Annotated in this window: 24 protein-coding genes and 1 tRNA gene; 22 read left to right on the top strand and 3 right to left on the bottom strand. The window is 69.3% G+C overall.

What is annotated here, in order from left to right:
• Nucleotides 1–253 precede the first annotated feature (253 nt).
• From OHS81_RS37415 to OHS81_RS11015, 3 genes are all read right to left on the bottom strand, one after another.
• The gene (locus OHS81_RS37415; protein ID WP_443058681.1) at nt 254–610 is read right to left on the bottom strand and encodes a TIR domain-containing protein; all 357 of its coding nucleotides are present in this window, start codon (nt 608–610) and stop codon (nt 254–256) included.
• Nucleotides 611–619: 9 nt separating this feature from the next.
• Nucleotides 620–1,060, bottom strand: coding sequence for a hypothetical protein (locus tag OHS81_RS11020; protein ID WP_328384627.1), 441 nt, complete (start codon nt 1,058–1,060; stop codon nt 620–622).
• Nucleotides 1,061–1,372: 312 nt separating this feature from the next.
• A tRNA-Arg gene (locus OHS81_RS11015) sits at nt 1,373–1,444 on the bottom strand.
• Between the two features lie 235 nt (nt 1,445–1,679).
• Here OHS81_RS11015 and OHS81_RS11010 point away from each other — a divergent pair.
• The 22 genes from OHS81_RS11010 (at nt 1,680) to OHS81_RS10905 (ending at nt 25,953) form a co-directional block, all read left to right on the top strand.
• Nucleotides 1,680–2,237 carry a response regulator gene (locus OHS81_RS11010; RefSeq protein ID WP_328384626.1) on the top strand — a complete coding sequence of 186 codons (558 nt, stop codon included), beginning with the start codon at nt 1,680–1,682 and terminating at the stop codon, nt 2,235–2,237.
• Nucleotides 2,238–2,370: 133 nt separating this feature from the next.
• On the top strand, nt 2,371–3,486 hold the full coding sequence (nrtL, locus tag OHS81_RS11005; protein WP_328384625.1) for an ArgS-related anticodon-binding protein NrtL: 1,116 nt from the start codon (nt 2,371–2,373) through the stop codon (nt 3,484–3,486).
• A gap of 26 nt (nt 3,487–3,512) precedes the next feature.
• A complete protein-coding gene (lysA, locus tag OHS81_RS11000; RefSeq protein WP_328384624.1) occupies nt 3,513–4,904 on the top strand; it encodes a diaminopimelate decarboxylase in 1,392 nt (463 codons plus the stop codon).
• Nucleotides 4,905–5,041: 137 nt separating this feature from the next.
• Nucleotides 5,042–6,334 (top strand): homoserine dehydrogenase, encoded by a 1,293-nt coding sequence (locus OHS81_RS10995; RefSeq protein WP_328384623.1) that lies wholly within the window; start codon nt 5,042–5,044, stop codon nt 6,332–6,334.
• An 8-nt stretch (nt 6,335–6,342) separates the two neighbouring features.
• Nucleotides 6,343–7,428 (top strand): threonine synthase, encoded by a 1,086-nt coding sequence (gene thrC, locus OHS81_RS10990; RefSeq protein WP_328384622.1) that lies wholly within the window; start codon nt 6,343–6,345, stop codon nt 7,426–7,428.
• 360 nt (nt 7,429–7,788) lie between these two features.
• Nucleotides 7,789–8,706: a homoserine kinase gene (gene thrB / locus OHS81_RS10985; protein WP_328384621.1), complete on the top strand. Its 918-nt coding sequence runs from the start codon at nt 7,789–7,791 to the stop codon at nt 8,704–8,706.
• 372 nt (nt 8,707–9,078) lie between these two features.
• Nucleotides 9,079–11,178, top strand: a complete 2,100-nt coding sequence (gene rho / locus OHS81_RS10980) for a transcription termination factor Rho (RefSeq protein ID WP_328384620.1) — start codon at nt 9,079–9,081, stop codon at nt 11,176–11,178.
• 392 nt (nt 11,179–11,570) lie between these two features.
• Nucleotides 11,571–12,698, top strand: coding sequence for an LCP family protein (locus OHS81_RS10975; protein WP_328391045.1), 1,128 nt, complete (start codon nt 11,571–11,573; stop codon nt 12,696–12,698).
• Between the two features lie 175 nt (nt 12,699–12,873).
• Complete coding sequence (gene rpmE / locus OHS81_RS10970) at nt 12,874–13,098, top strand: 50S ribosomal protein L31 (protein ID WP_086716401.1); 225 nt, start codon at nt 12,874–12,876, stop codon at nt 13,096–13,098.
• A gap of 171 nt (nt 13,099–13,269) precedes the next feature.
• On the top strand, nt 13,270–14,349 hold the full coding sequence (gene prfA, locus OHS81_RS10965) for a peptide chain release factor 1 (protein WP_088800040.1): 1,080 nt from the start codon (nt 13,270–13,272) through the stop codon (nt 14,347–14,349).
• A 99-nt stretch (nt 14,350–14,448) separates the two neighbouring features.
• Nucleotides 14,449–15,294 (top strand): peptide chain release factor N(5)-glutamine methyltransferase, encoded by an 846-nt coding sequence (gene prmC, locus OHS81_RS10960; protein WP_328384619.1) that lies wholly within the window; start codon nt 14,449–14,451, stop codon nt 15,292–15,294.
• A 70-nt stretch (nt 15,295–15,364) separates the two neighbouring features.
• A complete protein-coding gene (locus OHS81_RS10955; RefSeq protein WP_088800044.1) occupies nt 15,365–16,012 on the top strand; it encodes an L-threonylcarbamoyladenylate synthase in 648 nt (215 codons plus the stop codon).
• Nucleotides 16,012–16,692, top strand: coding sequence for an arsenate reductase/protein-tyrosine-phosphatase family protein (locus OHS81_RS10950; RefSeq protein ID WP_328384618.1), 681 nt, complete (start codon nt 16,012–16,014; stop codon nt 16,690–16,692). Before OHS81_RS10955 ends, OHS81_RS10950 begins: the two co-directional genes overlap by 1 nt.
• 143 nt (nt 16,693–16,835) lie before the next feature.
• Entirely contained in the window at nt 16,836–18,218 is a 1,383-nt protein-coding gene (gene glyA, locus OHS81_RS10945; RefSeq protein ID WP_328384617.1) for a serine hydroxymethyltransferase, read from the top strand.
• Nucleotides 18,219–18,316: 98 nt separating this feature from the next.
• The gene (locus OHS81_RS10940; RefSeq protein WP_328384616.1) at nt 18,317–19,660 is read left to right on the top strand and encodes an MraY family glycosyltransferase; all 1,344 of its coding nucleotides are present in this window, start codon (nt 18,317–18,319) and stop codon (nt 19,658–19,660) included.
• Between the two features lie 289 nt (nt 19,661–19,949).
• Nucleotides 19,950–20,387 (top strand): hypothetical protein, encoded by a 438-nt coding sequence (locus OHS81_RS10935; protein ID WP_328384615.1) that lies wholly within the window; start codon nt 19,950–19,952, stop codon nt 20,385–20,387.
• A 279-nt stretch (nt 20,388–20,666) separates the two neighbouring features.
• The gene (atpB, locus tag OHS81_RS10930; RefSeq protein WP_328391043.1) at nt 20,667–21,461 is read left to right on the top strand and encodes a F0F1 ATP synthase subunit A; all 795 of its coding nucleotides are present in this window, start codon (nt 20,667–20,669) and stop codon (nt 21,459–21,461) included.
• A 76-nt stretch (nt 21,462–21,537) separates the two neighbouring features.
• Nucleotides 21,538–21,786, top strand: a complete 249-nt coding sequence (gene atpE / locus OHS81_RS10925) for an ATP synthase F0 subunit C (RefSeq protein WP_018087389.1) — start codon at nt 21,538–21,540, stop codon at nt 21,784–21,786.
• 55 nt (nt 21,787–21,841) lie between these two features.
• On the top strand, nt 21,842–22,390 hold the full coding sequence (locus OHS81_RS10920; protein WP_443058840.1) for a F0F1 ATP synthase subunit B: 549 nt from the start codon (nt 21,842–21,844) through the stop codon (nt 22,388–22,390).
• Nucleotides 22,387–23,202 carry a F0F1 ATP synthase subunit delta gene (locus OHS81_RS10915; RefSeq protein WP_328384613.1) on the top strand — a complete coding sequence of 272 codons (816 nt, stop codon included), beginning with the start codon at nt 22,387–22,389 and terminating at the stop codon, nt 23,200–23,202. Before OHS81_RS10920 ends, OHS81_RS10915 begins: the two co-directional genes overlap by 4 nt.
• 217 nt (nt 23,203–23,419) lie before the next feature.
• A complete protein-coding gene (gene atpA, locus OHS81_RS10910) occupies nt 23,420–25,012 on the top strand; it encodes a F0F1 ATP synthase subunit alpha (protein ID WP_129294176.1) in 1,593 nt (530 codons plus the stop codon).
• A gap of 20 nt (nt 25,013–25,032) precedes the next feature.
• Nucleotides 25,033–25,953 carry a F0F1 ATP synthase subunit gamma gene (locus OHS81_RS10905; RefSeq protein WP_328384612.1) on the top strand — a complete coding sequence of 307 codons (921 nt, stop codon included), beginning with the start codon at nt 25,033–25,035 and terminating at the stop codon, nt 25,951–25,953.
• The last annotated feature ends 2 nt before the right edge of the window (nt 25,954–25,955 follow it).

The raw sequence follows: 25,955 nt of genomic DNA, 5'->3' as shown, positions 1-25,955 counted from the left end.
CCGGAGAACTGGACGCGGCGGGCCGCGTCGACGAAGCCCTTACCTGGGCGGAGCGCGGGCTGGACCACGCGGCTGCGGGGGCGGAACCGATGTTGGTCGCGATGCTCCAGGAGCACATCAAGGAGTTCGGTACGGCCAAGGACGGCAGGCTCTTCGCCAACGAGAGCGGCGGTGTACCAGGGACCTCCGGCTGCTGGAGGGTCAGCGATCAGGTTGGCAGTTCTGCTGGTTACGGCAGCAGGCCCTGCTCCCGTTACGAAGCAACGGCAGCGTCTGAATCGACCCGGCTGACCGGCCAAGGCCATTGAGGGCTCCCCCAGCGCACCTGTTCTCCGCTGGGCAGCAGAGCGACAACTTCCAGGCCCTCACTCAATGCTTTATCGAGTTCCCAGCGGGTCCACTCAGTTCTGAGGTAGTGCGTTGAATGTACGGCTAGGAAAATATCAGCTCGAGTAAGTGCATCGACGACAATTCGAACTCGGTCTGTGGCCTTTCCGTGGTTTTCTAGGTCATCGATGTAAACGGAGCTCGCGCCCTGCAGGCGTTCCCCCATGATTCGCAGTTGATCAAGTGTATGGTCTTGCCTTGCGTAACTTACAAAGTAGCGCATCTGCGAAGCCTAACTGTCGAGCCAGCCATTCGAATATGCCCAGGCTGCGATCCCGACGAGCAACCCCAGGATCAGATAGTAGGCCATTGAAGCGTTGAATGCCGCGCGTAGCGGGCTGACGGCTCCTGAAGTGGGGACATGGAGATACCCGCCGGGGCAACGGGCGGCTCGACGCTGCCAGATTGGGATCATGACGCCTCTGAGCTTCCGCTGAAAGAAGTAGCTGAAGCTGTCTGCCATCCAGAAGGCAATGATGACAAGTAATCCCGCAATGAATACGGAAGTGCCAGGTTTTTTATCGCCGAACGAAGCCAGGAGGGTCCCGACAGGGATGAGGATCACAGCGCAGAGCTTTTTAAGCTCAAGGCAAGCTTCGGATGCCTTTAATGTCGCCGCATGCAGTTGATCGAGCTGATCCTTGTCGAGTTCGTCCGAGTTGATTCCGCTCACTTATGCACCATCCGATAGGTCTCTGGCGTAGACGCTTGCGTCAGGGACGGCAAGGGGCGGTGCCATCTCACCATGCCCCGCTAGGCGGTGTTGCCGAAATGCCGAGACTCGGCTGGAAGGGGGAACGTCTGCTTGTCGACGCGCAGTTGGGGCCGACTGGAGGTGACGGCCGGCATCTGAGCCTTCACTCGCCGCTCACTCGTGATCAGTGCGTAGCAACGACAAAGAACCGGACCCAGTGGGACTGGGTCCGGCTCTTGAAGTCTGGCACTTCAGCGGCTCAGCGGATTGATCACGCTGGTCTGGCTGGAGTGCCCCCGGCAGGATTCGAACCTGCGCACACGGCTCCGGAGGCCGTTGCTCTATCCCCTGAGCTACGGGGGCGTTGCCGCCTGTGTTCTTGTGGCGACGGGTAGAACCCTACCAGCTCTGATGGGGTGTTCATGAACAGGTTTCGTGGGTGGCGGGGGAGGGGGCGGGAGGGGTCGCGGGGCCGTGTGCCGGAGCTTGTAGCGCATCGCGGGGAGGTGGCGGTGGCGGTCGCGGAAAGGTCCCTCACACGGGGGCGGAAGTGGGGAAAACCGGGACGCAGTCTCAGGCGTGGTCCTAGTCTCATGGTGTGCCTGGCTTGTCCGGTCGGATCCTCGTTGTCGATGACAACAAGGTGATCCGGCAGTTGATCAGGGTCAATCTCGAGCTGGAGGGCTTCGAGGTCGTGACCGCGGCTGATGGTGCCGAATGTCTGGACGTGGTGCACCACGTGAGACCTGATGTCGTGACCCTCGATGTCGTGATGCCGCGGCTCAACGGGCTGCACGCCGCGGCGCGGTTGCGTTCCGATCCGCGGACGTGGGACATCCCGATCGCCATCGTCAGCGCGTGCACCCAGGGCGAGGTGGACAACGGCGAGTCGGTGGGGGTGGACGCGTTTCTTGCGAAGCCGTTCGAGCCGGCGGAGCTGGTGCGGACCGTGAGGATGCTGGTGCGTGAGAGGCGCCAGCGGGCGCGTGGGCCCGAGGGCGGGGCCGAGGACGAGGACGGGGAGAGCGACGGGGGCGGGCGTGCGGCGGAGCGTGGTGCTCCGTCCGGCAGGGTCGCGGCGTCCGGTGGGGTTCCGGTGTCCGGCGGAGTCGCAGCGTCCGGTGGGGTCGGCATGGTGGATGCGGGTGGGGAGTAGCGCGGTCCGCGGGTTGTGAGCCCGGGGGGCCGTGCTCAGGTGTGTGCCGGACCCGCCCTGGATCGTCGCGCGGAGTGTCCACAGGGCGAAACCGGGTCGCAGACCTCCCCCTGGTCTCCCATACGCTTGTCCTGTGACCCCCGCTGAGCTCTCCCGTACCGTCTTGCGCTCCGTGCGTGGTGCGGTGGAGGAGCAGGAGCTCTCCGTGCCGGTGCCGGCGCGGATCGTTGTCGAGCCGCCGCCGCGGCCCGGGTGTGGGGACTACGCCTCCAATGTCGCGTTGCAGCTCGCAGGGCCGGCGGGGAAGCCGGCCCGCGAGGTCGCCGAGATTCTGCGGAAGCGGCTGGCCGGGAGCGCCGGGATCGTCCGGGTCGAGATCGCCGGGCCGGGTTTTTTGAACTTCACCCTGGGGGACGGGGCGCTGATCGCGCTCGTACGGGACGTGCTGGCGCAGGGGGACGGCTACGGCGGGACGTGGGCGGCGCAGAGCCCTGATGGCTTCGGCGAGGTCTCCGGTGATGCCTTCGACGGAGTCTTCGGTCCGGTGGCCGGTTCCCCGGCGGGCGGTGCCCGTGAGGCCGTGGTCGGCGAGGTGCTGGGGCGGATCGACGCGGCGGCCGGGCTCGGCGGCCGCCGGGACGGTGGCCGCCCCGCCCTCGCGCCCGTTCCGTACGACCTCGCCACCCTCACCGCCCGGCTCGGCTCCGACGAGGCGCGCTGGGTGCTGTTGCGGCCGGCCGCGCATGATCCGGTGCGGGTGCCCGAGCGGCCCGTGCAGCGCGAGAGCAACCCGCGCTTCCGGGTGCAGTACGCCTACGCGAGGGCGCGGGCGCTGGTGCGGAACGCGGGTGAGCTGGGGTTGGTGAGCGAGCCGGGGGATGTGGGGCATCCGGCGGCGGGTGACGCGGTCCCGGCCGGCGCGCGGCACGCATCGCAGCCGTCGCCACGGCACACCACAGCCGCCCCTGCGCCCTCGCGAAGCCTGCACGCTCTGCAGACCCTGCTGGCCACCTATCCCTCCGTCATCGACGTCGCCGCGCGGCTGCGGGCACCGGACCGTGTGGTGCGGCATCTGGAGTCGACGGCCGACGCGTTCTTCCGGTGGCATGACGACTTTCCGCCGCTGCCCGTCGGGGAGCAGAAACCCTTGGCCGTGCACCGTGCCCGCCTGGCCCTTGCCGAGGCCGGCGGGACGGTGCTCGCCAACGGCCTGCGTCTGCTCGGCGTCTCCGCTCCCGCCCACCTCTGAACGACTTCGATGGGATCTCCACAGCCATGAGCCGCTCCGCGCACCCTGCAGGGCCCCGGCACGCTGACGTACTGCCCGAGGGGCACTACGCCGGGCCGCCCGCCGATCTCAATACCCTCGACCCGCGGGTCTGGTCCCGTACGGTCTCCCGCAATGCCGACGGTGTGGTCACCGTCGGCGGCCTGGATGTCACCGCGCTCGCCGCGGAGTTCGGCACTCCGGCGTACTTCCTGGACGAGGACGACTTCCGGGCCCGCTGCCGGGCGTGGAAGGACGCCTTCGGGCCGGGGGCGGATGTGTTCTACGCCGGGAAGGCCTTCCTGTCGCGGGCCATCGTCCGCTGGCTGCACGAGGAAGGGCTGAATCTCGACGTCTGCTCCGGCGGTGAACTGGCCACGGCGCTGGCGGCCGGAATGCCGGCCGAGCGGATCGCCCTGCACGGGAACAACAAGAGCACCGAGGAAATCACCCGGGCCGTGGAGGCGGGGGTCGGGCGGATCGTGCTCGACTCGTTCCAGGAAATTGTGCGGGTCGCCCATATCGCGCAGCGGCTGGGCAAGCGGCAGCGCGTACAGATCCGGGTCACGGTCGGTGTCGAGGCGCATACGCATGAGTTCATCGCGACCGCGCACGAGGACCAGAAGTTCGGAATTGCGCTGGCGGACGGGCAGGCCGCGGAGGCCGTGCGCCGTGCGCTCAAGCTGGACGGGCTCGAACTCATCGGGATTCACAGCCATATCGGGTCGCAGATTTTCGATATGGCGGGATTCGAGGTGTCCGCGCGCCGCGTGGTGCAGCTGCTGACCGAAGTGCGCGACGAGCACGGAATCGAGCTGCCCGAGATCGATCTGGGCGGCGGGCTCGGCATCGCGTACACCTCGGACGACGATCCGCGGGAGCCGCACGAGATCGCGTCGGCGCTGGGCGACATCGTGAGCAAGGAGTGTGCGGCGGCGGGGCTGGGCGTGCCGCGGCTGTCGGTCGAGCCGGGACGGGCGATCGTGGGCCCCACGGCCTTCACGTTGTACGAGGTCGGCACGGTCAAGGAGCTGGAAGGCCTGCGGACGTACGTGTCCGTGGACGGCGGGATGTCGGACAACATCCGCACGGCGCTCTACGACGCGGAGTACAGCGTGGCGCTGGTGTCGCGGACCTCCGATGCCGCGCCGATGCTCTCGCGCGTGGTGGGCAAGCACTGTGAGAGCGGGGACATCGTCGTACGCGATGCCTTCCTGCCGGCCGATGTGGCGCCCGGGGATCTGCTCGCGGTGCCGGCCACCGGTGCGTACTGCCGTTCCATGGCGAGCAACTACAACCACTCGCTGCGGCCGCCCGTCGTCGCGGTAAAGAATGGTCGGGCCAGGGTGATCGTCCGGCGGGAGACGGAGGAAGATCTCCTGCGGTTGGATGTCGGGTAGGGCCGGATCGCCGGGTCCCGGACCCGGATGAAATAAATGTCTCGGCATCTGGACGTAAGGCGGAAACCGCCGTCCGGTGCGTGAGACTTATGCATGAGCAAGCTGGAATTCGCTGATCGATGAGAAGCAGAGGTCAAATGATGCGTACGCGTCCGCTGAAGGTGGCGCTCCTGGGCTGTGGTGTGGTCGGCTCAGAGGTGACGCGCATCATGACGACGCACGCCGATGACCTCGCCGCCCGGATCGGTGCGCCCGTGGAGCTCGCCGGGATCGCCGTCCGCCGCCCCGACAAGGTGCGCGAGGGCGTCCCGGCCGAGCTGGTCACCACCGACGCGACCGCACTCGTCAAACGGGGCGATATTGATGTCGTGATCGAGGTCATCGGCGGTATCGAGCCGGCCCGTACGCTGATCACCACCGCCTTCGAGCACGGCGCGAGTGTGGTCTCCGCCAACAAGGCGCTGGTCGCGGCGGACGGTGCGGCGCTGCATGCGGCGGCCGAGGCCAATGGCGCGGACCTCTACTACGAGGCCGCCGTCGCGGGGGCGATCCCGCTGGTACGGCCGCTGCGCGAGTCCCTGGCCGGCGACACGGTCAACCGGGTGCTCGGCATCGTCAACGGCACCACCAACTTCATCCTCGACAAGATGGACTCGACCGGGGCCGGCTACAGCGAGGCGCTGGACGAGGCGACCGCGCTCGGATACGCCGAGGCCGACCCGACCGCCGACGTCGAGGGCTTCGACGCCGCCGCCAAGGCCGCGATCCTGGCCGGTATCGCCTTCCACACCCGCGTGACCATCGACGATGTGCACCGCGAGGGCCTGACGGAGGTCACCGCGGCCGATATCGCCTCCGCCAAGCGGATGGGGTGCACGGTCAAGCTGCTGGCCATCTGCGAGCGGGCCGCGGACGGGGCGTCCGTGACCGCGCGGGTGCACCCCGCGATGATTCCGCTGACGCATCCGCTCGCCTCCGTCCGCGAGGCGTACAACGCGGTCTTCGTCGAGGCCGAGGCGGCCGGCCGGCTGATGTTCTACGGGCCGGGCGCGGGCGGCGCGCCGACCGCCTCCGCGGTCCTCGGCGACCTCGTCGCGGTCTGCCGCAACAAGCTCGCCGGTGCCACCGGGCCGGGTGAGTCCGCTTACACCCGGCTGCCCGTCAGCCCCATGGGCGCGGTCGTCACGCGGTACCACATCAGCCTCGACGTGGCCGACAAGCCCGGTGTTCTCGCTCAGGTCGCCACGATCTTCGCGGAACACGGCGTATCGATCGATACGGTCCGTCAGTCGGGCAAGGACGGCGAGGCATCCCTCGTCATCGTCACCCACCGAGCGGCGGACGCGGCCCTGTCGTCGACCGTCGGGGCTCTGCGCGAGCTCGACACCGTTCGTGGTGTCGCCAGCATCATGCGGGTCGAAGGGGAGTAAAGGAACCCATGTCTGCCAATTCCACTGTGACCACGGCAAGCAGCCAGTGGCGCGGAATCATCGAGGAGTACCGCGACCGGCTTCCGGTCAGCGACACGACCGAGGTCGTCACCCTCCGCGAGGGCGGCACGCCTCTCGTACCGGCCCAGGTGCTCTCCGAGCGCACCGGCTGCGAGGTGCACCTCAAGGTCGAGGGCGCCAACCCCACCGGCTCCTTCAAGGACCGTGGCATGACGATGGCCATCACCCGCGCCAAGGAGGAGGGCGCCAAGGCGGTCATCTGCGCCTCCACCGGCAACACCTCCGCCTCGGCCGCCGCCTACGCGGTCCGGGCCGGGATGGTCTGCGCGGTGCTCGTCCCGCAGGGCAAGATCGCGCTCGGCAAGATGGGCCAGGCGCTGGTCCACGGCGCGAAGATTCTGCAGGTCGAGGGTAATTTCGACGACTGTCTGACGCTGGCCCGGCGGCTGTCCGACAACTACCCGGTCGCACTTGTGAACTCCGTGAACCCGGTGCGGATCGAGGGTCAGAAGACCGCGGCCTTCGAAATCGTCGACATGCTCCGCGACGCGCCCGACATCCATGTGCTGCCCGTCGGCAACGCCGGCAACATCACGGCGTACTGGCGGGGCTACCAGGAGTACGCGGCCGACGGCATCGCCTCGCACACCCCGCGGATGTGGGGCTTCCAGGCCGCCGGCAGCGCGCCGATCGTGCGCGGTGAGGTCGTCAAGGACCCGCAGACCATTGCCACCGCCATCCGTATCGGCAACCCTGCCTCGTGGTCGTTCGCGGAGCGGGCGCGGGATGAGTCCGGCGGCTTCATCGACTCCGTGACCGACCGTCAAATCCTGTCTGCCTACCGCCTGTTGGCTGCGCAGGAGGGAGTCTTCGTGGAGCCCGCCTCGGCCGCGTCCGTCGCCGGTCTGCTCAAGGCCGCCGAGGAGGGCAAGGTCGACCCCGGCCAGCGCATCGTCTGCACGGTGACCGGCAACGGTCTCAAGGACCCGGACTGGGCGGTGGCCGGAGCGCCGCAGCCGGTCACGGTTCCGATCGACGCGGACGCCGCGGCGGAGCGCCTCGGCCTCGTCTAGGCGGACCGGCGCCCCCGCGCGGGGGCGCAGCCGTACGGCAGGACCTGTGCGTACGGCGGCCGGGGACGGGGCCGCGGAGGTCCCGTCGCCCCTCGCAGCAAAGTGTGCAAAGGCTGCAAAGCCCGGGAAGGCAGCGTCGGGGCACAGGAAGGCGCGCGACACGCATCGTGCGCCTCCTGTGCGCCCTATGTCGCGACAGAACCTTCCTTCGATAGGCTGGAGCCAACTCCCCTCCCCACGGCATAACGCAGTGGCGTTCAGGGCAGGTCAGAACAGACCCCACGAGCCGGCCGGGCACTTCGGTGCCGCGGCGCTGTGTGGGGCAGTGCCGCAGTATCAATCAAGGAGAGTCATCGAGCGATGGCCGGTCCCGCGTTCCGCGCCGCCGCCGTCCGGGTGCGCACCCCCGCTACCAGCGCCAATCTCGGTCCCGGCTTCGATGCCCTGGGTCTTTCCCTGGGCCTGTACGACGATGTCGTGGTGCGCGTCGCCGACTCCGGCCTGCACATCGACATCGCAGGTGAGGGCGCCGACTCCCTGCCGCGCGACGAGAGTCATCTGCTCGTCCGGTCGATGCGCACCGCCTTCGAGCTGCTCGGCGGACAGCCGCGCGGCCTGGAAATCGTCTGTGCCAACCGCATCCCGCACGGCCGCGGCCTGGGGTCCTCCTCCGCCGCCATCTGCGCGGGCATCGTCGCCGCCCGCGCGGTGACGATAGGTGGTGAGCAAAAGCTCGACGACACCGCGCTGCTGGAGCTGGCCAACGAGATCGAGGGCCACCCCGACAATGTCGCCGCCTGTCTGCTGGGCGGTTTCACGCTCGCCTGGACGGACACCGGCACCGCCCGCGCGATCCGGATGGATCCCGCCGATTCCATCGTTCCGGTGGTCTTCGTCCCCGGAAAGCCGGTGCTGACCGAGACCGCCCGTGGACTGCTGCCGCGCACCGTCCCCCATGTGGACGCCGCGGCCAACGCCGGCCGCGCCGCACTGCTCGTCGAGGCCCTGACCAGGCGCCCCGAGCTGCTGCTCGCCGCGACCGAGGACCGACTCCACCAGGAATACCGCGCTCCCGCGATGCCGGAGAGCGTGGCCCTGGTGAACCGACTGCGTGCGGACGGCGTCCCTGCAGTCGTGTCCGGTGCGGGCCCGACGGTGCTCGCGCTGGTCGAGGAAGCGGCGGCCGACAAGGTCGCGGCGCTGGCGGGAGAGGGGTGGGCGGCCAACCGGCTGACCCTCGACGCGGCGGGCACCTGCGTGCTGCCGCTCGCCGGGTGATCACGCGGGTGATCGACGATTGCCGGTCTTGGAGAGGGGGAATGTTTGTTGGACCCGGTAGTGTTAACCTCAAGTCAGTACTCGACGCCTGAGCGGCGCGGTGCTTCGTGTCCCCCATAGGGACCACCTTCTTCCGGGAGCCTCCCAAACTGCTTGGAGCCATGGCCTGAGCAGGAGTGAGCACGCTCCGGAATCGGCGTGACGACATGGCCAGTCTGCATCTCTTCACGCCGGAGCCATGAACTGATTCTCTCCGCCACTTCCGGCGGGACCACCGCCCCGGCCCGGTCCACAAGACCAAGGACCCAGCCGGACAGCACAACCGGTCGCCGAGCCAGACAGGCCGACGCCCGCTCCAGGGAAGGACCCTTCGTGAGCGACACCACCGATCTGATGGGCGCGCGCACCGATGGCAGTGCCACCGAGCCCGCCGCGGACGCTCCCGCCGCTCCTGCTACCGCACGGCGCCGCCGTTCCGGCACCGGCCTTGACGGCATGGTCCTGGCGGAGCTGCAGCAGGTCGCCTCCGGCCTCGGTATCAAGGGCACCGCGCGGATGCGCAAGAGCCAGCTGATCGAGGTCATCAAGGAGAAGCAGGCCTCCGGCCAGGGCTCCGCGGCCAAGGCCGACGCGCCCGCCGACACCGAGACCAAGCCCAAGCGCCGTACGACCTCCAAGGCCCGTACCGGCGAGGACAGCGCAGAGCGGACCGCGGGCAAGGCCGCCAAGGGCGGCAAGGCCGCGGACAAGTCCGGCGCCCAGCAGCAGATCGACATCCCCGGCCAGCCGTCCCCCGAGGTCTCGGCTTCGCTCGACCAGGGAGGTGCCCCCATCGCCGAGCAGCCGGCCGGTGAGCGCCGCCGGCGCCGTGCCACCGCCGCCGCGGGCAGCCCCGAGGGCGCCTCGGGCGACGTCAAGACCGAGACCAGGGTCGAGACGAAGACCGAGGTCAAGGCGGACGCCAAGACCGACACCGCGACCGCCCCGCAGGAGTCCGGCGAGGGCCGGCCGAGCAAGGGCGGCGAGCGTCAGGACCGCGGCGACCGCCAGGACCGCGGCCAGAAGGGCGACCGCGGCGACCGTGGCCAGCGCCAGCGCGACCGCGGCGACCGCGGTGACCGCGGTGACCGCGGTGACCGCCGCAAGGGCGACGCCGGTGACGGCGGCGGCCAGGGCGGTCAGGGCGGCCAGCGCCAGCGCGACCGCCGTACCGATGACGACGACGACTTCGAGGGCGGACGCCGGGGCCGTCGCGGCCGCTACCGCGACCGCCGTGGCCGCCGCGGGGGCCGCGAGGACTTCGGCAACGAGCCGCAGGTCTCCGAGGACGACGTCCTGATCCCCGTCGCGGGCATCCTCGACATCCTCGACAACTACGCGTTCATCCGGACCTCCGGCTACCTGCCCGGTCCGAACGACGTGTACGTCTCGCTCGCCCAGGTCCGCAAGAACGGCCTGCGCAAGGGCGACCACGTCACCGGCGCGGTCCGCCAGCCCAAGGACGGCGAGCGGCGCGAGAAGTTCAACGCGCTGGTCCGGCTCGACACCGTCAACAGCGTGGCGCCCGAACAGGGCCGCGGACGGCCGGAGTTCGGGAAGCTGACGCCCCTTTACCCGCAGGAGCGACTGCGCCTGGAGGGGGAGTCGGGCGGTCTGACGACCCGGATCATCGACCTGGTCACGCCGATCGGCAAGGGCCAGCGCGGTCTGATCGTGGCCCCGCCGAAGACCGGCAAGACCATGATCATGCAGGCGGTCGCCAACTCGATCACCCGCAACAACCCCGAGTGCCACCTGATGGTCGTCCTGGTCGACGAGCGTCCGGAAGAGGTCACCGACATGCAGCGGTCGGTGAAGGGCGAGGTCATCTCCTCGACCTTCGACCGCCCGGCCGAGGACCACACCACCGTCGCCGAGCTGGCCATCGAGCGTGCCAAGCGCCTCGTCGAGCTGGGTCACGACGTGGTCGTCCTGCTGGACTCGATCACCCGTCTGGGCCGTGCGTACAACCTCGCCGCCCCGGCCTCCGGCCGCATCCTGTCCGGTGGTGTCGACTCGACCGCGCTCTACCCGCCGAAGCGCTTCTTCGGTGCGGCGCGCAACATCGAGGACGGCGGTTCGCTGACCATCCTGGCCACCGCGCTGGTCGAGACCGGCTCGCGGATGGACGAGGTGATCTTCGAGGAGTTCAAGGGCACCGGCAACCTGGAGCTCAAGCTCGACCGCAAGCTCTCGGACAAGCGCATCTTCCCGGCGGTGGACGTCGACGCGTCCAGCACCCGTAAGGAAGAGATCCTCATGGGCAGCGACGAGCTCGCCGTCGTGTGGAAGCTGCGCCGGGTGCTGCACGCACTGGACCAGCAGCAGGCCATCGAGCTGCTGCTGGACAAGATGAAGCAGACGAAGTCCAACGCGGAGTTCCTGCTGCAGATCCAGAAGACGACGCCGACCGCGGGCAACGGCAACGACTGACGCCCGTAGGGCGCACGGCGCCGTACCGCACAGCCCCCCTCACCCTTCTGTGGGTGAGGGGGGCTGTGTGCTGGGCGGCGCGTGCCGCGGTACGGCGCCGGGTGAGTGCCCGCGCTCCGCGGGCCTACACATGCCGCGCTTGAGACCTTCCGCACAGATCCGTGTAAGCCGCATGGTTTCAGCCAAGCTGGGAAAACGGCCGAAAGCCCAGGTGGGAAGGACCAAGGTCCCGGGCCTGCGGAGCGGACCGCCGCGCATTTCTAAGAAATCGCTCATGACTCGCTGTGCAACCCTTCCCGTCGACCTCCCGTCTGACAAGGAGCAACGGGCCGTGTCAGCACACAGCACGGCGGCGGCGAGGGGCAGCCGAGCGAATGAGGACTGAGGAGCAGATGGCGGACAGCAACGGGACCGCGAAGACGGCCGAAAGCCGTGCCCGCGGCATACGTGCCACGGGCCGCCGGCGCAGGGGCCCGACCCGACGCCGCCGAGCAGTGACCATCACCCTGTGCACGCTGACCAGCGTCGTACTGCTGGGTGGGGCCGGACTCGGCTACGTCTACTTCAAGCTCAACGGCAATCTGAAGGGCGTCGACATCAACGCCGCCCTCGGACACGACCGGCCGAAGAACATCGACGACGGCTCGATGAACATCCTCGTGATGGGGTCCGACTCCCGCGCGGGCAAGAACGGTGAGTACGGCAAGGACGAGGGCGGCGCCCGCTCGGACACGGCGATGATCGTGCACGTGTACAAGGGGCACAAGAAGGCCAGCGTGGTCAGCGTCCCCCGGGACACCATGATCAAGCGCCCCGACTGCACCACCAAGGACGGCAAGGACGCCCCCGGCGCGCAGCGGGCGATGTTCAACACGGCGTTCGAGGTCGGCGGGCCGGCCTGCGCGGTCAAGACCGTCGAGTCGATCAGCGATGTCCGTATGGACCACTTCATCGAGGTCGACTTCACCGGCTTCAAGAAGCTCATCGACGCGCTGGGCGGGGTGGACATCACCACCAGCAAGGCGATCGACGACGACCACAGCCATCTGCATCTGCAGCCCGGCAAGCACACCCTCAACGGCGAGCAGTCACTCGGCCTGGTCCGCACCCGGCACGGGGTGCCCGGCGGCGACGGCAGCGACCTGGGCCGCATCCAGCTGCAGCAGACGTTCATCAAGGCCCTGATGAACCAGGTCAAGAACGTCGGGGTGCTCACCAACCCCACCAAGCTCTACGACATCGCCGACACGGCCACCAAGGCCATCACCACCGACACCGACCTCAACTCGGTCAGCGAACTGACCGGCCTGGCCAAGAGCCTGGGCGGCATCGGGTCGGAGCACATCAACATGGTGACGCTGCCGGTGACGTACGACCCGGCCAACCCCGACCGTGTGGTGCCGCTGATGAAGAAGAGCGGGCAGGTCTGGGACGCGCTGCGCCAGGACCAGGAGATCCCCCAGTCCGCGATCAAGGGCTCGGCCGGTGACCAGGGCGGCACGGACAAGTACGTGAAGTAGCCGGAAGGCGGGAGTTCCGGGGCCCGGCGGCCCCGGAACCGGCCCGGGGAATAGCTGCGGCCGTACCCCGGTTTTGGGAGATACGGCTAGTCCTGGCAGACTGGACCGTCGGCCCCGGTTCACGTGACGCAACCCGCAGCACGACCCGGTGCACTCCCGAACCTAGGAGAATCCCTTGAAGCGCGACATCCACCCGGAGTACGTCGAGACCCAGGTCAGCTGCACCTGTGGCGCGTCCTTCACCACCCGTAGCACGGTCGCCGGCGGCACCATCCGCGCCGACATCTGCTCCGAGTGCCACCCGTTCTACACGGGCAAGCAGAAGATCATGGACACGGGCGGCCGCGTGGCCCGCTTCGAGGCCCGCTTCGGCAAGGGCGCTGCAGCCGCCAAGAAGTAGCGACCCGCACGGCGCCGGTCTCCGGTCGCCCCTGCCCAGGGGTGACCGGACCGGCGTTTTGTCGTCCTGGCCCTTGGCTCCCGTACGGGGGGCCGGGGCCCGCGGCGCAGCCGCAGATGTGCCAGCGCCCCGGTACCCGGGTCACCACAGCAGCCAGTAGAGGAACCCACGATGTTCGAGGCGGTCGAGGAACTGATCGGCGAGCACGCCGATCTCGAGAAGCGGCTGGCCGACCCCGCGGTCCACGCCGACCAGCGCGAGGCCATGCGGCTCAACAAGCGCTACGCGGAGCTCACCCCGATCATCGCGACGTACCGCGACTGGAAGCAGACCGGCGACGACACGGAGACCGCGCGCGAACTCGCCGCGGACGACCCGGACTTCGCCGACGAGGTCAAGGAGCTCGACGCCCGGCGCGAGGAGCTGACCGAAAAGCTGCGGCTGCTGCTCGTCCCGCGCGACCCCAGCGACGACAAGGACGTCATCCTCGAGGTCAAGGCCGGTGAGGGCGGCGAGGAGTCCGCGCTGTTCGCCGGTGACCTGCTGCGGATGTACCTGCGCTACGCCGAGCGGGCCGGCTGGAAGACCGAGATCCTGGAGGCCAACGAGTCCGACCTCGGCGGCTACAAGGACGTCCAGGTCGCCGTGAAGACCAAGGGCGGGGGCGGCGCCACCGAGCCGGGGCAGGGCGTCTGGGCGCGGCTGAAGTACGAGGGCGGGGTGCACCGCGTCCAGCGCGTGCCCGCCACCGAATCGCAGGGCCGCATCCACACCTCCGCGGCCGGCGTGCTGGTCACGCCCGAGGCCGAGGAGGTCGAGGTCGAGATCGGCCCCAACGACCTGCGGATCGACGTCTACCGCTCCTCCGGGCCCGGCGGCCAGTCCGTCAACACCACCGACTCCGCGGTGCGCATCACCCACCTGCCCACCGGCATCGTCGTCTCCTGCCAGAACGAGAAGAGCCAGCTCCAGAACAAGGAGCAGGCGCTGCGCATCCTGCGCTCCCGGCTGCTGGCCGCCGCCCAGGAAGAGGCCGAGCGGGAGGCGTCGGACGCCCGGCGCAGCCAGGTCCGCACGGTTGACCGCTCCGAGCGCATCCGTACGTACAACTTCCCGGAAAACCGCATCTCGGACCACCGGGTCGGCTTCAAGGCGTACAACTTGGACCAGGTGCTCGACGGCGAACTCGACCCGGTCATCCAGGCGTGTGTCGACGCCGACTCGGCCGCCAAGCTCGCCGCCGCCCAGTAGGCCCGCAGGACCCCGGCCCCGGCCCCGGGCCCCGTCACCGGGGCGCCGCAGGCCCCGGCACCGCACAATGAAGACGCAGCGCACTAGGAGGAAGGCCCCGTGAACCTTCTGCTCGCCGAGGTGGCCCAGGCCACCCAGCGGCTGGCCGACGCCGGTGTGCCCTCGCCGCGCTTCGACGCCGAGGAACTCGCCGCGTCCGTGCACGGCGTCAAGCGGGGGGAGCTGCACCACGTCAAGGACGCGGACTTCGACGCCCGCTACTGGGAGGCCGTCGCCCGCCGCGAGGCGCGTGAACCGCTCCAGCACATCACCGGCCGGGCGTTCTTCCGCTACCTCGAACTCGCCGTCGGGCCCGGGGTGTTCGTGCCCCGCCCGGAGACCGAGTCGGTGGTCGGCTGGGCGATAGACGCCGTACGGGCCATGGACGTCGTCGAGCCGCTGATCGTCGACCTGTGCACCGGCTCGGGGGCCATCGCGCTGGCCCTGGCCCAGGAGGTGCCCCGCTCGCGGGTGCACGCCGTGGAGCTGTCCGAACAGGCGCTGGACTACGCCCGCAAGAACGTCGAGGGGTCCCGCGTCGTTCTCCATCAGGGCGACGCGCTGACCGCGCTTCCCGAACTGGACGGGCAGGTCGACCTGGTCGTCTCCAACCCGCCGTACATCCCGCTGACCGAGTGGGAGTACGTCGCACCCGAGGCACGCGACCACGACCCCGAGCTCGCGCTGTTCTCGGGCCAGGACGGCCTGGACACCATCCGGGGCATCGAGCGGACCGCACACCGCCTGCTGCGCCCCGGCGGCGTGGTCGTCATCGAGCATGCCGACACCCAGGGCGGGCAGGTGCCGTGGATCTTCACCGAGGAGCGGGGCTGGGCCGATGCGGCCGACCACCCGGACCTCAACAACAGGCCCCGTTTCGCCACCGCGCGCCGGGCGACGCCATGACGCGTTCCGCTTCGGCGCCTGATGCAGCCGATGCATCCGAAGTATTCGTTTCGCACGAGGAGGTCCCGTAATGGCACGGCGATACGACTGCAGCGACGCGACCGACCGCACCACCGGTCTGCGCGAGGCCGCCTCGGCCGTCCGCCGCGGTGAGCTGGTCGTGCTGCCCACCGACACCGTCTACGGCATCGGTGCGGACGCCTTCAGCGCCGAGGCCGTCGGCGACCTGCTGGAGGCCAAGGGCCGCGGCCGCGGTATGCCCTCCCCGGTCCTCGTCGGGTCCCCCAACACCCTGCACGGGCTGGTCACCGACTTCTCCGAGCAGGCCTGGGAGCTGGTCGACGCCTTCTGGCCCGGGGCGCTCACCCTCGTCGCCAAGCACCAGCCGTCCCTGACCTGGGACCTGGGCGAGACCCGGGGCACGGTCGCGGTGCGGATGCCGCTGCACCCCGTCGCGATCGAGCTGCTGACCGAGTTCGGCCCGATGGCCGTCTCCAGCGCCAACCTCACCGGCCACCCGTCCCCGCAGGACTGCGACGCCGCACAGGAAATGCTCGGCGACTCGGTCTCCGTCTACCTCGACGGCGGTCCGACGCCCGCCGCCGTGCCCTCCTCGATCGTCGATGTCACCGGCAAGATCCCGGTGCTGCTGCGCGAGGGCGCGCTCAGCGCGGAGGAGCTGCGCAAGGTGGTACCCGAGCTCGAGGTGGCCAATTGATGGCGCCCCCGGGGCGTGGCATAGCGGGACCAGGCACCGGTACCCACCCCCCTGTACCCCCCTCACCCCCTTTTCGGATCCTCCACGTCAGCACCGGCAACGTCTGCCGCTCGCCGATCACCGAGCGGCTGCACCGCCGTGCCCTGGAGCTGCGGCTGGGCGACTCCCGCAGCGGCGGGCTGCTCGTGGAGAGCGCCGGCACGTGGGGCCACGAAGGCGCGCCGATGGAGACCCACGCCGCGACGGTGCTCACCGACTACGGCGCCGACGCGGACGGCTTCCTCGGCCGTGAGCTGCTCGACGAGCACGTCATCCGCGCCGACCTGGTGCTCACCGCCACCCGCGACCACCGCGCCCAGGTCATCTCGATGGGGCACTCCGCGGGGCTGCGCACCTTCACGCTCAAGGAGTTCAACCGGCTGGTGCGGGCCATAGATCCGGCCACGCTGCCCGAGCCCGACCCGGATCTGCCGGACGGCGGGCTGGTCGAGCGCGCCCGTGCGCTGGTCGGCGCCGCCGCGGCGCTGCGCGGCTGGCTGCTGGCGCCCAACCCGGAGTCCGACGAGGTCTACGACCCCTACGGGGCGCCCATCACCTTCTTCCGCTCCATCGGCGACGAGATCAACCAGGCGCTCGACCCGGTCGTCACCGCCCTCACCGGGGTCCCGGCGCGGGCCTGAGGCCCGGCTGCCCACAGACCGGGGAGAGCGGCCCTCAGGGGCCCTGTGCGGGCGGCTGGACCCGGTCGGCCCGCACACCGCGCCCGAACGCCCCGCCGCGCCTACATTGGGACTACGTCCCCGTACGAGGCCCGGAGCAAGCGATGCCTGCCACCACCGCGTCACCCCGTCACGAGACCCCGGCCGGCCCCTCCCGGGCCGCCGAGACCGCCGGGGCGGCCGAGACCGCCGAGGACCGCGCACGGGCCGCCGCCCGTGACGCCGCCGCCCGGCCGGCCGGCGCCCCGGACTTCGCCGCCCTGCTGCACCAGGACCCCGAGATCGCCGGCGTACTGCTCGGTGAGAGCGCCCGGCAGAGCGACGGGCTGCAGCTGATCGCCGCGGAGAACTTCACCTCACCGGCCGTCCTCGCGGCCCTCGGCTCCCCCCTGGGCAACAAATACGCCGAGGGCTACCCGGGGGCCCGCCACCACGGCGGCTGCGAGATCGTCGACCTCGCCGAACGGATCGCGGTGGAACGCGCCAAGGCTCTTTTCGGCGCCGAACACGCCAACGTCCAGGCACACTCCGGGTCTTCGGCCGTACTGGCCGCCTACGCCGCCCTGCTGCGCCCCGGTGACACCGTCCTGGCCATGTCCCTCCCGCACGGCGGACACCTCACCCACGGCTCGCCCGCCAACTTCTCCGGCCGCTGGTTCGACTTCGCCGGCTACGGCGTCGACGAGGAGACCGGACTGCTGGACTACGACGCGATCCGGGAGCTGGCCCGTACCCGCCGGCCCAAGGCCATCGTCTGCGGTTCGATCTCCTACCCCCGGCACATCGACTACGCCGCCTTCCGCGATATCGCCGACGAGACCGGCGCCTATCTGATCGCGGATGTCGCGCATCCGCTCGGGCTGATCGCCGGGGGAGCGGCGCCCAGTCCCGTCCCGTACGCGCATGTGGTGTGCGCAACCACACACAAGGTGCTGCGCGGACCGCGCGGCGGGCTGATCCTGTGCGGCGAGAAGCTGGCCGAGCGCATCGACCGCGCGGTGTTCCCCTTCACCCAGGGCGGCGCCCAGATGAACGCGGTCGCGGCCAAGGCCGTCGCCTTCGGGGAGGCCGCCACACCCGCCTTCGCCGCGTACACCCATCAGGTCACCGCCAATGCCCGCGTGCTCGCCGGGGCACTGGCCGCACAGGGCCTGACGGTCACCACCGGTGGCACCGACACCCATCTGATCACCGCCGATACCGCTCCCCGCGGCCTGGACGCCCGCACCGCCCGGGGGCGGCTGGCCGCCGCCGGGATCGTGCTGGACACCTGCGCGCTGCCGTGTGCCGAGGCCCCCGACGAGGTGGCGGCCCGCCGGACCGGCCTGCGGCTGGGCACCGCCGCGGTGACCACGCAGGGGATGGGCGAGGCGGAGATGACAGCGGTCGCCGAGCTGATCGTGGCGGCACTGGAGGAGGACGGGACGGCCCGCTCCAGGACCGTCGCTCTGGTCCATGGCTTTCCGCCTTATCCCGATCGCGGGTGACGGTGGAACCATCCGCTGACGCCAGGCGTCTATTCCTGTATTCACGGCCAGGGGGCTGACACGCATAGGGTGTGGGGCTGTGATGGCCAGCTATACCGATGGGGCAGCCCGTGCGTGAATACCTGCTGACGCTGTGCGTCACGGCCGCGGTGACCTACCTGCTGACCGGGCCGGTACGGAAGTTCGCGATCGCGGCCGGTGCGATGCCGGAGATCCGCGCCCGCGATGTGCACCGCGAGCCGACACCGCGGCTCGGCGGTATCGCCATGTTCGGCGGGCTGTGCGCCGGTCTGCTGGTGGCCTCGCACCTGACCAACCTCCAGAGCGTCTTCGAGAACTCCGACGAGCCCCGGGCGCTGCTCTCCGGCGCCGCCCTGATCTGGCTCCTCGGCGTCCTGGACGACAAGTGGGGCGTGGACGCACTGGTCAAGCTCGGCGGCCAGATGATCGCCGCGGGCGTGATGGTCCTCCAGGGCCTGACGATCCTCTGGATCCCGATCCCCGGCGTCGGCACGGTCTCGCTGACCCCGATGCAGGGCACCCTGCTGACGGTCGCCCTCGTCGTGATCACCATCAACGCGGTGAACTTCGTCGACGGCCTGGACGGCCTCGCCTCCGGCATGGTCTGCATCGCCGCCGCGGCGTTCTTCATGTACGCGTACCGGATGTGGTTCGGCTACGGCATCGAGGCGGCCGCGCCGGCCACCCTGTTCTCGGTCGTCCTGATGGGCATGTGCCTGGGCTTCCTGCCGCACAACATGCACCCGGCGCGGATCTTCATGGGGGACTCGGGCTCGATGCTGATCGGCCTGGTGATGGCCGCGGGCGCGGTCTCGGTGACCGGCCAGGTCGACCCGGACCTGCTCAATGTGAAGGCGGGCGGTCTGCGTGAGGCGACCCACGCGATGGTGCCGGTCTACATCCCGCTGCTGCTGCCGCTGACGATCATCGCGGTGCCGGTGGCCGACCTGGTCCTGGCGATCGTGCGGCGTACGTGGAAGGGCCAGTCGCCGTTCGCGGCCGACCGCGGGCACCTGCACCACCGGCTGCTGGAGATCGGGCACTCGCACAGCCGGGCCGTGCTGATCATGTACTTCTGGTCGGCCCTGATCGCGTTCGGCGCGGTCGCCTACTCGGTGAACAACGCCAGCATGTGGATCGTGCTGGGCATCGTGCTGCTGAGCGCGGTCGGGCTGGTGCTGCTTCTGCTGCCGCGCTTCACCCCGCGCACGCCGCGCTGGGCGGAGTGGATGGTGCCGCCGCGCTACCGCCGGGTCTCCCGTGCAACGGCTCCGGAGGCGCCGGCCGCGGAGTGGGACGAGGAGGGCGTCGCCGGGCCGCAGGAGGAACGGGAACCGGTCCCCGCGGGCATCAACGGGGCCACGGCGATCGGCGACCGCTCACGCTTCGTGGAACACCGCAGGGCGGACAGTCACCACTGATCCACGGTTTTGATCGCCCGAACGTGCGACGAGAATCGGGATCGTTGACCCCATACCAGACAAAAAGCTGGCTGTCAGTGCACCAACGCGCAGGTTCACGCTCAGGTGTGACAGGGTCCACACGAACCAGGTAAAGACCTCATCAAATAGTTTGTGATACCGTTCACGAAACCCGGCGATAGAGCCGAAGGGCCGTAGTGCGACTGCCCTTGGGCCGCAGGTTCCGCCTCAGGCCGGGTCTACGCTCGTCCATGACGACACACCCCACATCTTTTGCCGGAGCGCCGCCATGCAGTCGAATGACGCCCGACTACTCCTTCACGCCGTTGTGCCCACCCTCGCCACCGGCGTTGTCGCCGTTGCCGTGAGCGGTGTGGTCGCGGGCGTGCCGGGAGCGCTCGGCGCCGTCGTCGGCACGGTGCTGGTGCTGCTCGTCATGGGAGCCGGCCTGCTCGTGCTGCAGAAGACGGCGAAGAACCACCCGCAGCTGTTCCAGATGATGGGACTGCTGCTGTACACGGTGCAGATCCTTTTCGTGGCGGTCTTCCTGATCGCGTTCAAGAACACCACGTTCTTCGACACCAAGGCATTTGCGTTCACGTTGCTCGGCGCCACCCTCGTATGGATCGCGGCGCAGACCCGCGGGCATATGAAGGCGAAGATTCTGTACGTGGAACCCGACTCCGCCGAGCAGAAGAAGGCGGAGACGGCGGGGTCGCCGACGTGACACGTAGGGCCGAGATAAATGCCCACTTGCGGGCCTGCTATCGTCCGGTTTCAACTGCGGCACAGTTGGCGCAGGCGGCTGAGCTCCCGGGTTCCACTCGATGGAACGGGAAGTTCTCGCGGCCGATGCCTGTGATGTGGCCGGGCCCCATGCCCGCCAGCCGCCCCCTAATCCGTAAGACCAGTCCAGTGCCGCTCCGTGGCTCAACGCCGCGCCGACACAACGAGGTTGCCGTACCCATGCGCCACGCTGAAGGAGCTCGCGGTGAGTGCTGAAACGATGCTCGCCTTCGAGACCGACTGCCACATCTTTTCCGGGTGCGGCTTCCCAGCTCCCGGGCTTCATTCGTTCGTCTTCAAGCCGCTGTTCACCATCAACGGCTTCGAGTTCAACAAGATCATGCTGCTGGCGCTGCTCAGCACCGTCGTGGTCGTGTGGTTCTTCTGGGCGGCGTTCGGCAAGGCCAAGGTGGTCCCGGGCAAGCTGCAGATGATCGGCGAAGCGGGCTATGACTTCGTACGCCGGGGGATCGTCTATGACGCTCTCGGGAAGAAGGAGGGCGAGAAGTACGTCCCCTTCATCGTCTCGCTGTTCTTCTTCGTCTGGATCATGAACCTGTGGTCGATCGTGCCGGTCGCCCAGTTCCCGGTGACGTCGGTCATCGCCTTCCCGGCCGGTCTCGCCGCCATCGTCTACATCACGTGGGTCACTCTGACCTTCAAGCGGCACGGCTTCGTGGGTGCGCTGAAGAACTTCAGCGGCTACGACAAGTCGCTCGGCCCGGTCCTGCCGATGCTGATCGTCATCGAGCTCCTCTCGAACCTGATCATCCGGCCCTTCACTCACGCGGTCCGGCTCTTCGCGAACATGTTCGCCGGTCACCTGCTGCTGCTGATGTTCACCATCGGCACCTGGTACCTGCTGAACGGCATCGGCATCGTCTACGCCGGCGCCTCGTTCGTCATGACCGTCCTGCTGACCGCGTTCGAGCTGTTCATCCAGGCCGTGCAGGCGTACGTCTTCGTGCTCCTGACCGCGAACTACCTCCAGGGCGCGCTCGCCGAGCACCACTGAGCCCCCGCTTTCCCAGCCCCTATAGACGCCCGGTGGCCAACCCCCACCGGTCCGTGAAAGAGAAGGAAGTAACGGCATGTCCGCTGCTCTCGAGACTGTCAACCTCGCCGCCGGCGTCACCGGCAACCTCGGCTCGATCGGTTACGGCCTCGCCGCGATCGGCCCCGGCGTCGGCGTCGGCATCATCTTCGGTAACGGCACCCAGGCCCTGGCCCGTCAGCCCGAGGCCGCCGGCCTCATCCGCACCAACCAGATCATGGGTTTCGCCTTCTGTGAGGCGCTCGCCCTGATTGGCATCGTCATGGGCTTCCTCTTCAAGGCCTGACGGACTGCTGCAATCACCGACGGAAGGCATTGATGTGAACGCCCTGGGCTTCAACATGGCGACGGAGGTTCCTGAGAACCCTCTGATCCCGCCGATTCCAGAGCTGGTCATCGGCCTGATCGCTTTCTTCATCGTCTTCGGCTTCCTGGCCAAGAAGCTCCTCCCGAACATCAACAAGGTTCTGGAAGAGCGCCGGACGCTCATCGAAGGCCGCATGGAGGAAGCCGAGGCGAATCAGGCCGAGGCTCAGCAGGTGCTCGCGGACTACCGTGCACAGCTGGCCGACGCCCGCCACGAGGCCGCGCGACTGCGCCAGGAGGCGCAGGAGCAGGGCGCGACGCTCATCGCTGAGATGCGCGCCGAGGGCCAGCGGCAGCGCGAGGAGATCATCGCTGCCGGTCACGCCCAGATCGAGGCGGACCGTAAGCAGGCTGCGCAGGCGCTGCGCCAGGACGTGGGCAAGCTCGCCGTCGACCTGGCCGGCAAGCTCGTCGGGGAGTCCCTCGAGGACCACGCCCGGCAGAGCCGGACCATCGACCGCTTCCTCGACGACGTCGAGGCCAAGGCGGCGTCGGACGCGACGAAGGCTGAGGCCGGACGATGAACGGAGCGAGCCGCGAGGCACTCGCCTCCGCACGCGAGCAGTTCAACGCGCTGACGGATGACACCTCCGTCGACGCCGCGAAGCTCGCCGAGGAGCTGGCTGCCGTCACCGCTCTGCTCGACCGCGAGGTGTCGCTGCGTCGGGTCCTGACCGACCCGGCGCAGGCCGCCGAGGCGCGCGCCGAACTGGCCGGACGCCTGTTGGGCAACCAGGTGGGCGGCCCGGCCGTCGACCTGGTGTCCGGCATGGTCCGCGCCCGCTGGTCGCGTTCGCGTGACCTGACCGACTCGCTCGAGGAGCTGGCCTACAGCGCCGACCTCGTCGCCGCGCAGCGGGCCGGCCAGCTCGACGACGTCGAGGACGAGCTCTTCCGGTTCGGCCGCATCGTCAGCTCCAACGGTGAGCTGCGCGGTGCGCTGACCGACCGGAACGCGACGGTTGCCGCCAAGACGGAGCTGCTGCGTGCGCTGCTGGGCGGCCGGGCCAACCCGGTCACCGAGCGCATCGTGATCCGTCTTGTCGTACAGCCGCGGGGCCGTAGCCTGGAAGCGGGGCTCGACGCCCTCTCCAAGCTGGCGGCGAGCCGCCGGGACCGGATGGTCGCGGTGGTCACCTCCGCGGTGCCCCTCAGTGAAGGGCAGCGGCAGCGCCTGGGCGCTTCCCTGGCGCAGCTGTACGGACGGCAGGTCCACCTGAACCTCGACGTGGACCCCGAGGTCCTCGGCGGAGTCCAGGTCCGGATCGGCGACGAGGTCATCAACGGAACCATCGCGGCGCGCCTCGAAGAGGCGGACCGGCGGATGGCCGGCTGACCCAGCCACACCAACTCAAGAGCTGCACAACCGGCGGTCGGACGCCGGACCAGCCGGCCGGACCACGCGGTCCGGCTTGCGGTCCGGACGAAGCCCCGGGGACCAGCACAAGCATGACGGCGGCCCGAGTTGGGCCGTAAGCGGAAACCCCCCGGGGGACAGACCCCCGGACACCCGCAAGTAACTTCGGGCCCAACAAGGAGAGCAGGGAACCCAGATGGCGGAGCTCACGATCCGGCCGGAGGAGATCCGGGACGCGCTGGAGAACTTCGTCCAGGCGTACAAGCCGGACGCGGCCTCGCGCGAGGAGGTCGGCACGGTAAGCGAGGCCGGAGACGGCATCGCGAAGGTCGAGGGCCTTCCCTCGGCAATGGCGAACGAGCTGCTGAAGTTCGAGGACGGCACGCTCGGTCTTGCGCTGAACCTGGAAGAGCGCGAGATCGGTGCGGTGGTCCTCGGTGAGTTCAGCGGCATCGAGGAGGGCCAGCCGGTGCAGCGCACCGGTGAGGTGCTCTCGGTCGCCGTGGGCGAGGGCTACCTCGGCCGCGTCGTCGACCCGCTGGGCAACCCGATCGACGGCCTCGGCGAGATCGAGTCCGAGGACCGCCGCGCCCTGGAGCTGCAGGCCCCGGGCGTCATGGTCCGTAAGTCGGTCCACGAGCCGATGGAGACCGGCTACAAGGCCGTCGACTCGATGGTGCCGATCGGCCGTGGCCAGCGTCAGCTGATCATTGGTGACCGCCAGACCGGCAAGACCGCCCTGGCCGTCGACACGATCATCAACCAGCGCGACAACTGGCGCTCGGGCGACCCGAAGAAGCAGGTCCGCTGCATCTACGTCGCCATCGGCCAGAAGGGCTCCACCATCGCGTCCGTGCGCGGTGCGCTGGAGGAGGCCGGCGCCCTGGAGTACACCACCATCGTCGCCGCCCCGGCGTCCGACCCGGCGGGCTTCAAGTACCTGGCGCCCTACACCGGCTCGGCCATCGGCCAGCACTGGATGTACCAGGGCAAGCACGTCCTGATCATCTTCGACGACCTCTCGAAGCAGGCCGACGCCTACCGCGCCGTGTCCCTGCTGCTGCGCCGTCCGCCGGGCCGTGAGGCCTACCCGGGCGACGTCTTCTACCTGCACTCGCGTCTGCTGGAGCGCTGCGCCAAGCTCTCCGACGAGATGGGCGCCGGCTCGATGACCGGCCTCCCGATCGTCGAGACCAAGGCGAACGACGTGTCGGCGTTCATTCCGACCAACGTCATCTCCATCACCGACGGCCAGTGCTTCCTGGAGTCGGACCTCTTCAACGCGGGCCAGCGCCCGGCGCTGAACGTCGGTATCTCGGTCTCCCGTGTCGGTGGCTCGGCCCAGCACAAGGCCATGAAGCAGGTCTCCGGCCGCCTCCGTGTGGACCTCGCCCAGTACCGCGAGCTGGAGGCGTTCGCCGCCTTCGGTTCCGACCTGGACGCGGCCTCCAAGCAGCAGCTGGAGCGCGGCAAGCGGATGACCGAGCTGCTCAAGCAGGGTCAGTACGCCCCGTACCCCACCGAGGACCAGGTCGTCTCCGTCTGGGCCGGCACCAACGGCAAGATGGACGACGTTCCGGTCCAGGACATCCGCCGCTTCGAGCGGGAGCTCCTCGACCACCTGCACCGGGAGAAGAAGGACCTCCTGACCAGCATCGTCGAGGGCGGCAAGATGTCCGACGACACCATCGGTGCGATCTCCGAGGCCGTCGACGGCTTCAAGCGGCAGTTCGAGACCTCGGACGGCAAGCTGCTCGGCGAGGACGCCCCGGCCGGCACCAGCAAGTGACGACGGAAGGGACCTGATCCATGGGAGCCAAGCTCCGGGTCTACAAGCGTCGCATCCGCTCCGTCACCGCGACCAAGAAGATCACCAAGGCGATGGAGATGATCGCCGCCTCGCGCGTCGTCAAGGCGCAGCGCCAGGTGGCGGCGTCGACGCCGTACGCGAGTGAACTGACCCGCGCGGTGACAGCGGTTGCCACGGGCTCGAACACCCAGCACCCGCTGACGACGGAGGTGGAGCGTCCCTCGCGGGCCGCGCTGCTGCTCATCACGAGCGACCGTGGTCTGGCCGGCGGCTACTCCTCCAACGTCCTCAAGGCCGGCGAGCAGCTCACCGAGCGGCTCAAGGCCGAGGGCAAGGAGGTCGACGCCTACATCGTCGGGCGCAAGGGCGTGTCGTACTACAGCTTCCGCGAGCGCAAGGTCGTGGAGTCGTGGACCGGCTTCACCGACAACCCGACGTACGCGGACGCCAAGGCGATCGCCGCACCGCTGATCGGCGCTGTCCAGCAGGACACCGCCGAGGGCGGCGTGGACGAACTCCACATCGTCTTCACCGAGTTCATCTCGATGATGACGCAGACGGCGCTCGACGACCGGCTGCTGCCGCTCAGCCTCGACAAGGCGGTGGCGGAGTCGGACGAGTCGGCCAAGGGCGAGATCCTTCCGCTGTTCGAATTCGAGCCGTCGGCCGAGGACGTCCTCGACGCCCTGCTTCCGCGGTACGTCGAGTCGCGGATCTACAACGCGCTTCTGCAGGCCGCCGCCTCCAAGCACGCCGCCACGCGTCGTGCGATGAAGTCGGCGACCGACAACGCGGAAGAGCTCATCAAGTCGCTCTCGCGGCTTGCCAACGCGGCCCGACAGGCCGAAATCACCCAGGAAATCAGCGAGATCGTCGGTGGCGCCAGTGCTCTGGCCGACGCGACCGCGGGGAGTGACTGACC

It is taken from the genome of Streptomyces sp. NBC_00400 (genome assembly GCF_036048035.1).
Classification (GTDB): domain Bacteria; phylum Actinomycetota; class Actinomycetes; order Streptomycetales; family Streptomycetaceae; genus Streptomyces.
This window is presented reverse-complemented; position numbering and strand designations above follow the sequence as displayed.

Coding starts and splice junctions, on each gene's coding strand:
- atpE (WP_018087389.1), top strand. CDS start 21,538: ATGTCCGCTGCTCTCGAGACTGTCAACCTCGCCGCCGGCGTCACCGGC.
- OHS81_RS10975 (WP_328391045.1), top strand. CDS start 11,571: ATGGCGGACAGCAACGGGACCGCGAAGACGGCCGAAAGCCGTGCCCGC.
- thrC (WP_328384622.1), top strand. CDS start 6,343: ATGTCTGCCAATTCCACTGTGACCACGGCAAGCAGCCAGTGGCGCGGA.
- OHS81_RS10955 (WP_088800044.1), top strand. CDS start 15,365: ATGGCACGGCGATACGACTGCAGCGACGCGACCGACCGCACCACCGGT.
- OHS81_RS37415 (WP_443058681.1), bottom strand. CDS start 610: ATGCGCTACTTTGTAAGTTACGCAAGGCAAGACCATACACTTGATCAA.
- OHS81_RS10915 (WP_328384613.1), top strand. CDS start 22,387: ATGAACGGAGCGAGCCGCGAGGCACTCGCCTCCGCACGCGAGCAGTTC.
- OHS81_RS10950 (WP_328384618.1), top strand. CDS start 16,012: ATGGCGCCCCCGGGGCGTGGCATAGCGGGACCAGGCACCGGTACCCAC.
- atpA (WP_129294176.1), top strand. CDS start 23,420: ATGGCGGAGCTCACGATCCGGCCGGAGGAGATCCGGGACGCGCTGGAG.
- OHS81_RS10935 (WP_328384615.1), top strand. CDS start 19,950: ATGCAGTCGAATGACGCCCGACTACTCCTTCACGCCGTTGTGCCCACC.
- OHS81_RS10995 (WP_328384623.1), top strand. CDS start 5,042: ATGATGCGTACGCGTCCGCTGAAGGTGGCGCTCCTGGGCTGTGGTGTG.
- OHS81_RS10905 (WP_328384612.1), top strand. CDS start 25,033: ATGGGAGCCAAGCTCCGGGTCTACAAGCGTCGCATCCGCTCCGTCACC.
- OHS81_RS10920 (WP_443058840.1), top strand. CDS start 21,842: ATGGCGACGGAGGTTCCTGAGAACCCTCTGATCCCGCCGATTCCAGAG.
- thrB (WP_328384621.1), top strand. CDS start 7,789: ATGGCCGGTCCCGCGTTCCGCGCCGCCGCCGTCCGGGTGCGCACCCCC.
- atpB (WP_328391043.1), top strand. CDS start 20,667: ATGCTCGCCTTCGAGACCGACTGCCACATCTTTTCCGGGTGCGGCTTC.
- prfA (WP_088800040.1), top strand. CDS start 13,270: ATGTTCGAGGCGGTCGAGGAACTGATCGGCGAGCACGCCGATCTCGAG.
- lysA (WP_328384624.1), top strand. CDS start 3,513: ATGAGCCGCTCCGCGCACCCTGCAGGGCCCCGGCACGCTGACGTACTG.
- glyA (WP_328384617.1), top strand. CDS start 16,836: ATGCCTGCCACCACCGCGTCACCCCGTCACGAGACCCCGGCCGGCCCC.
- OHS81_RS10940 (WP_328384616.1), top strand. CDS start 18,317: ATGGGGCAGCCCGTGCGTGAATACCTGCTGACGCTGTGCGTCACGGCC.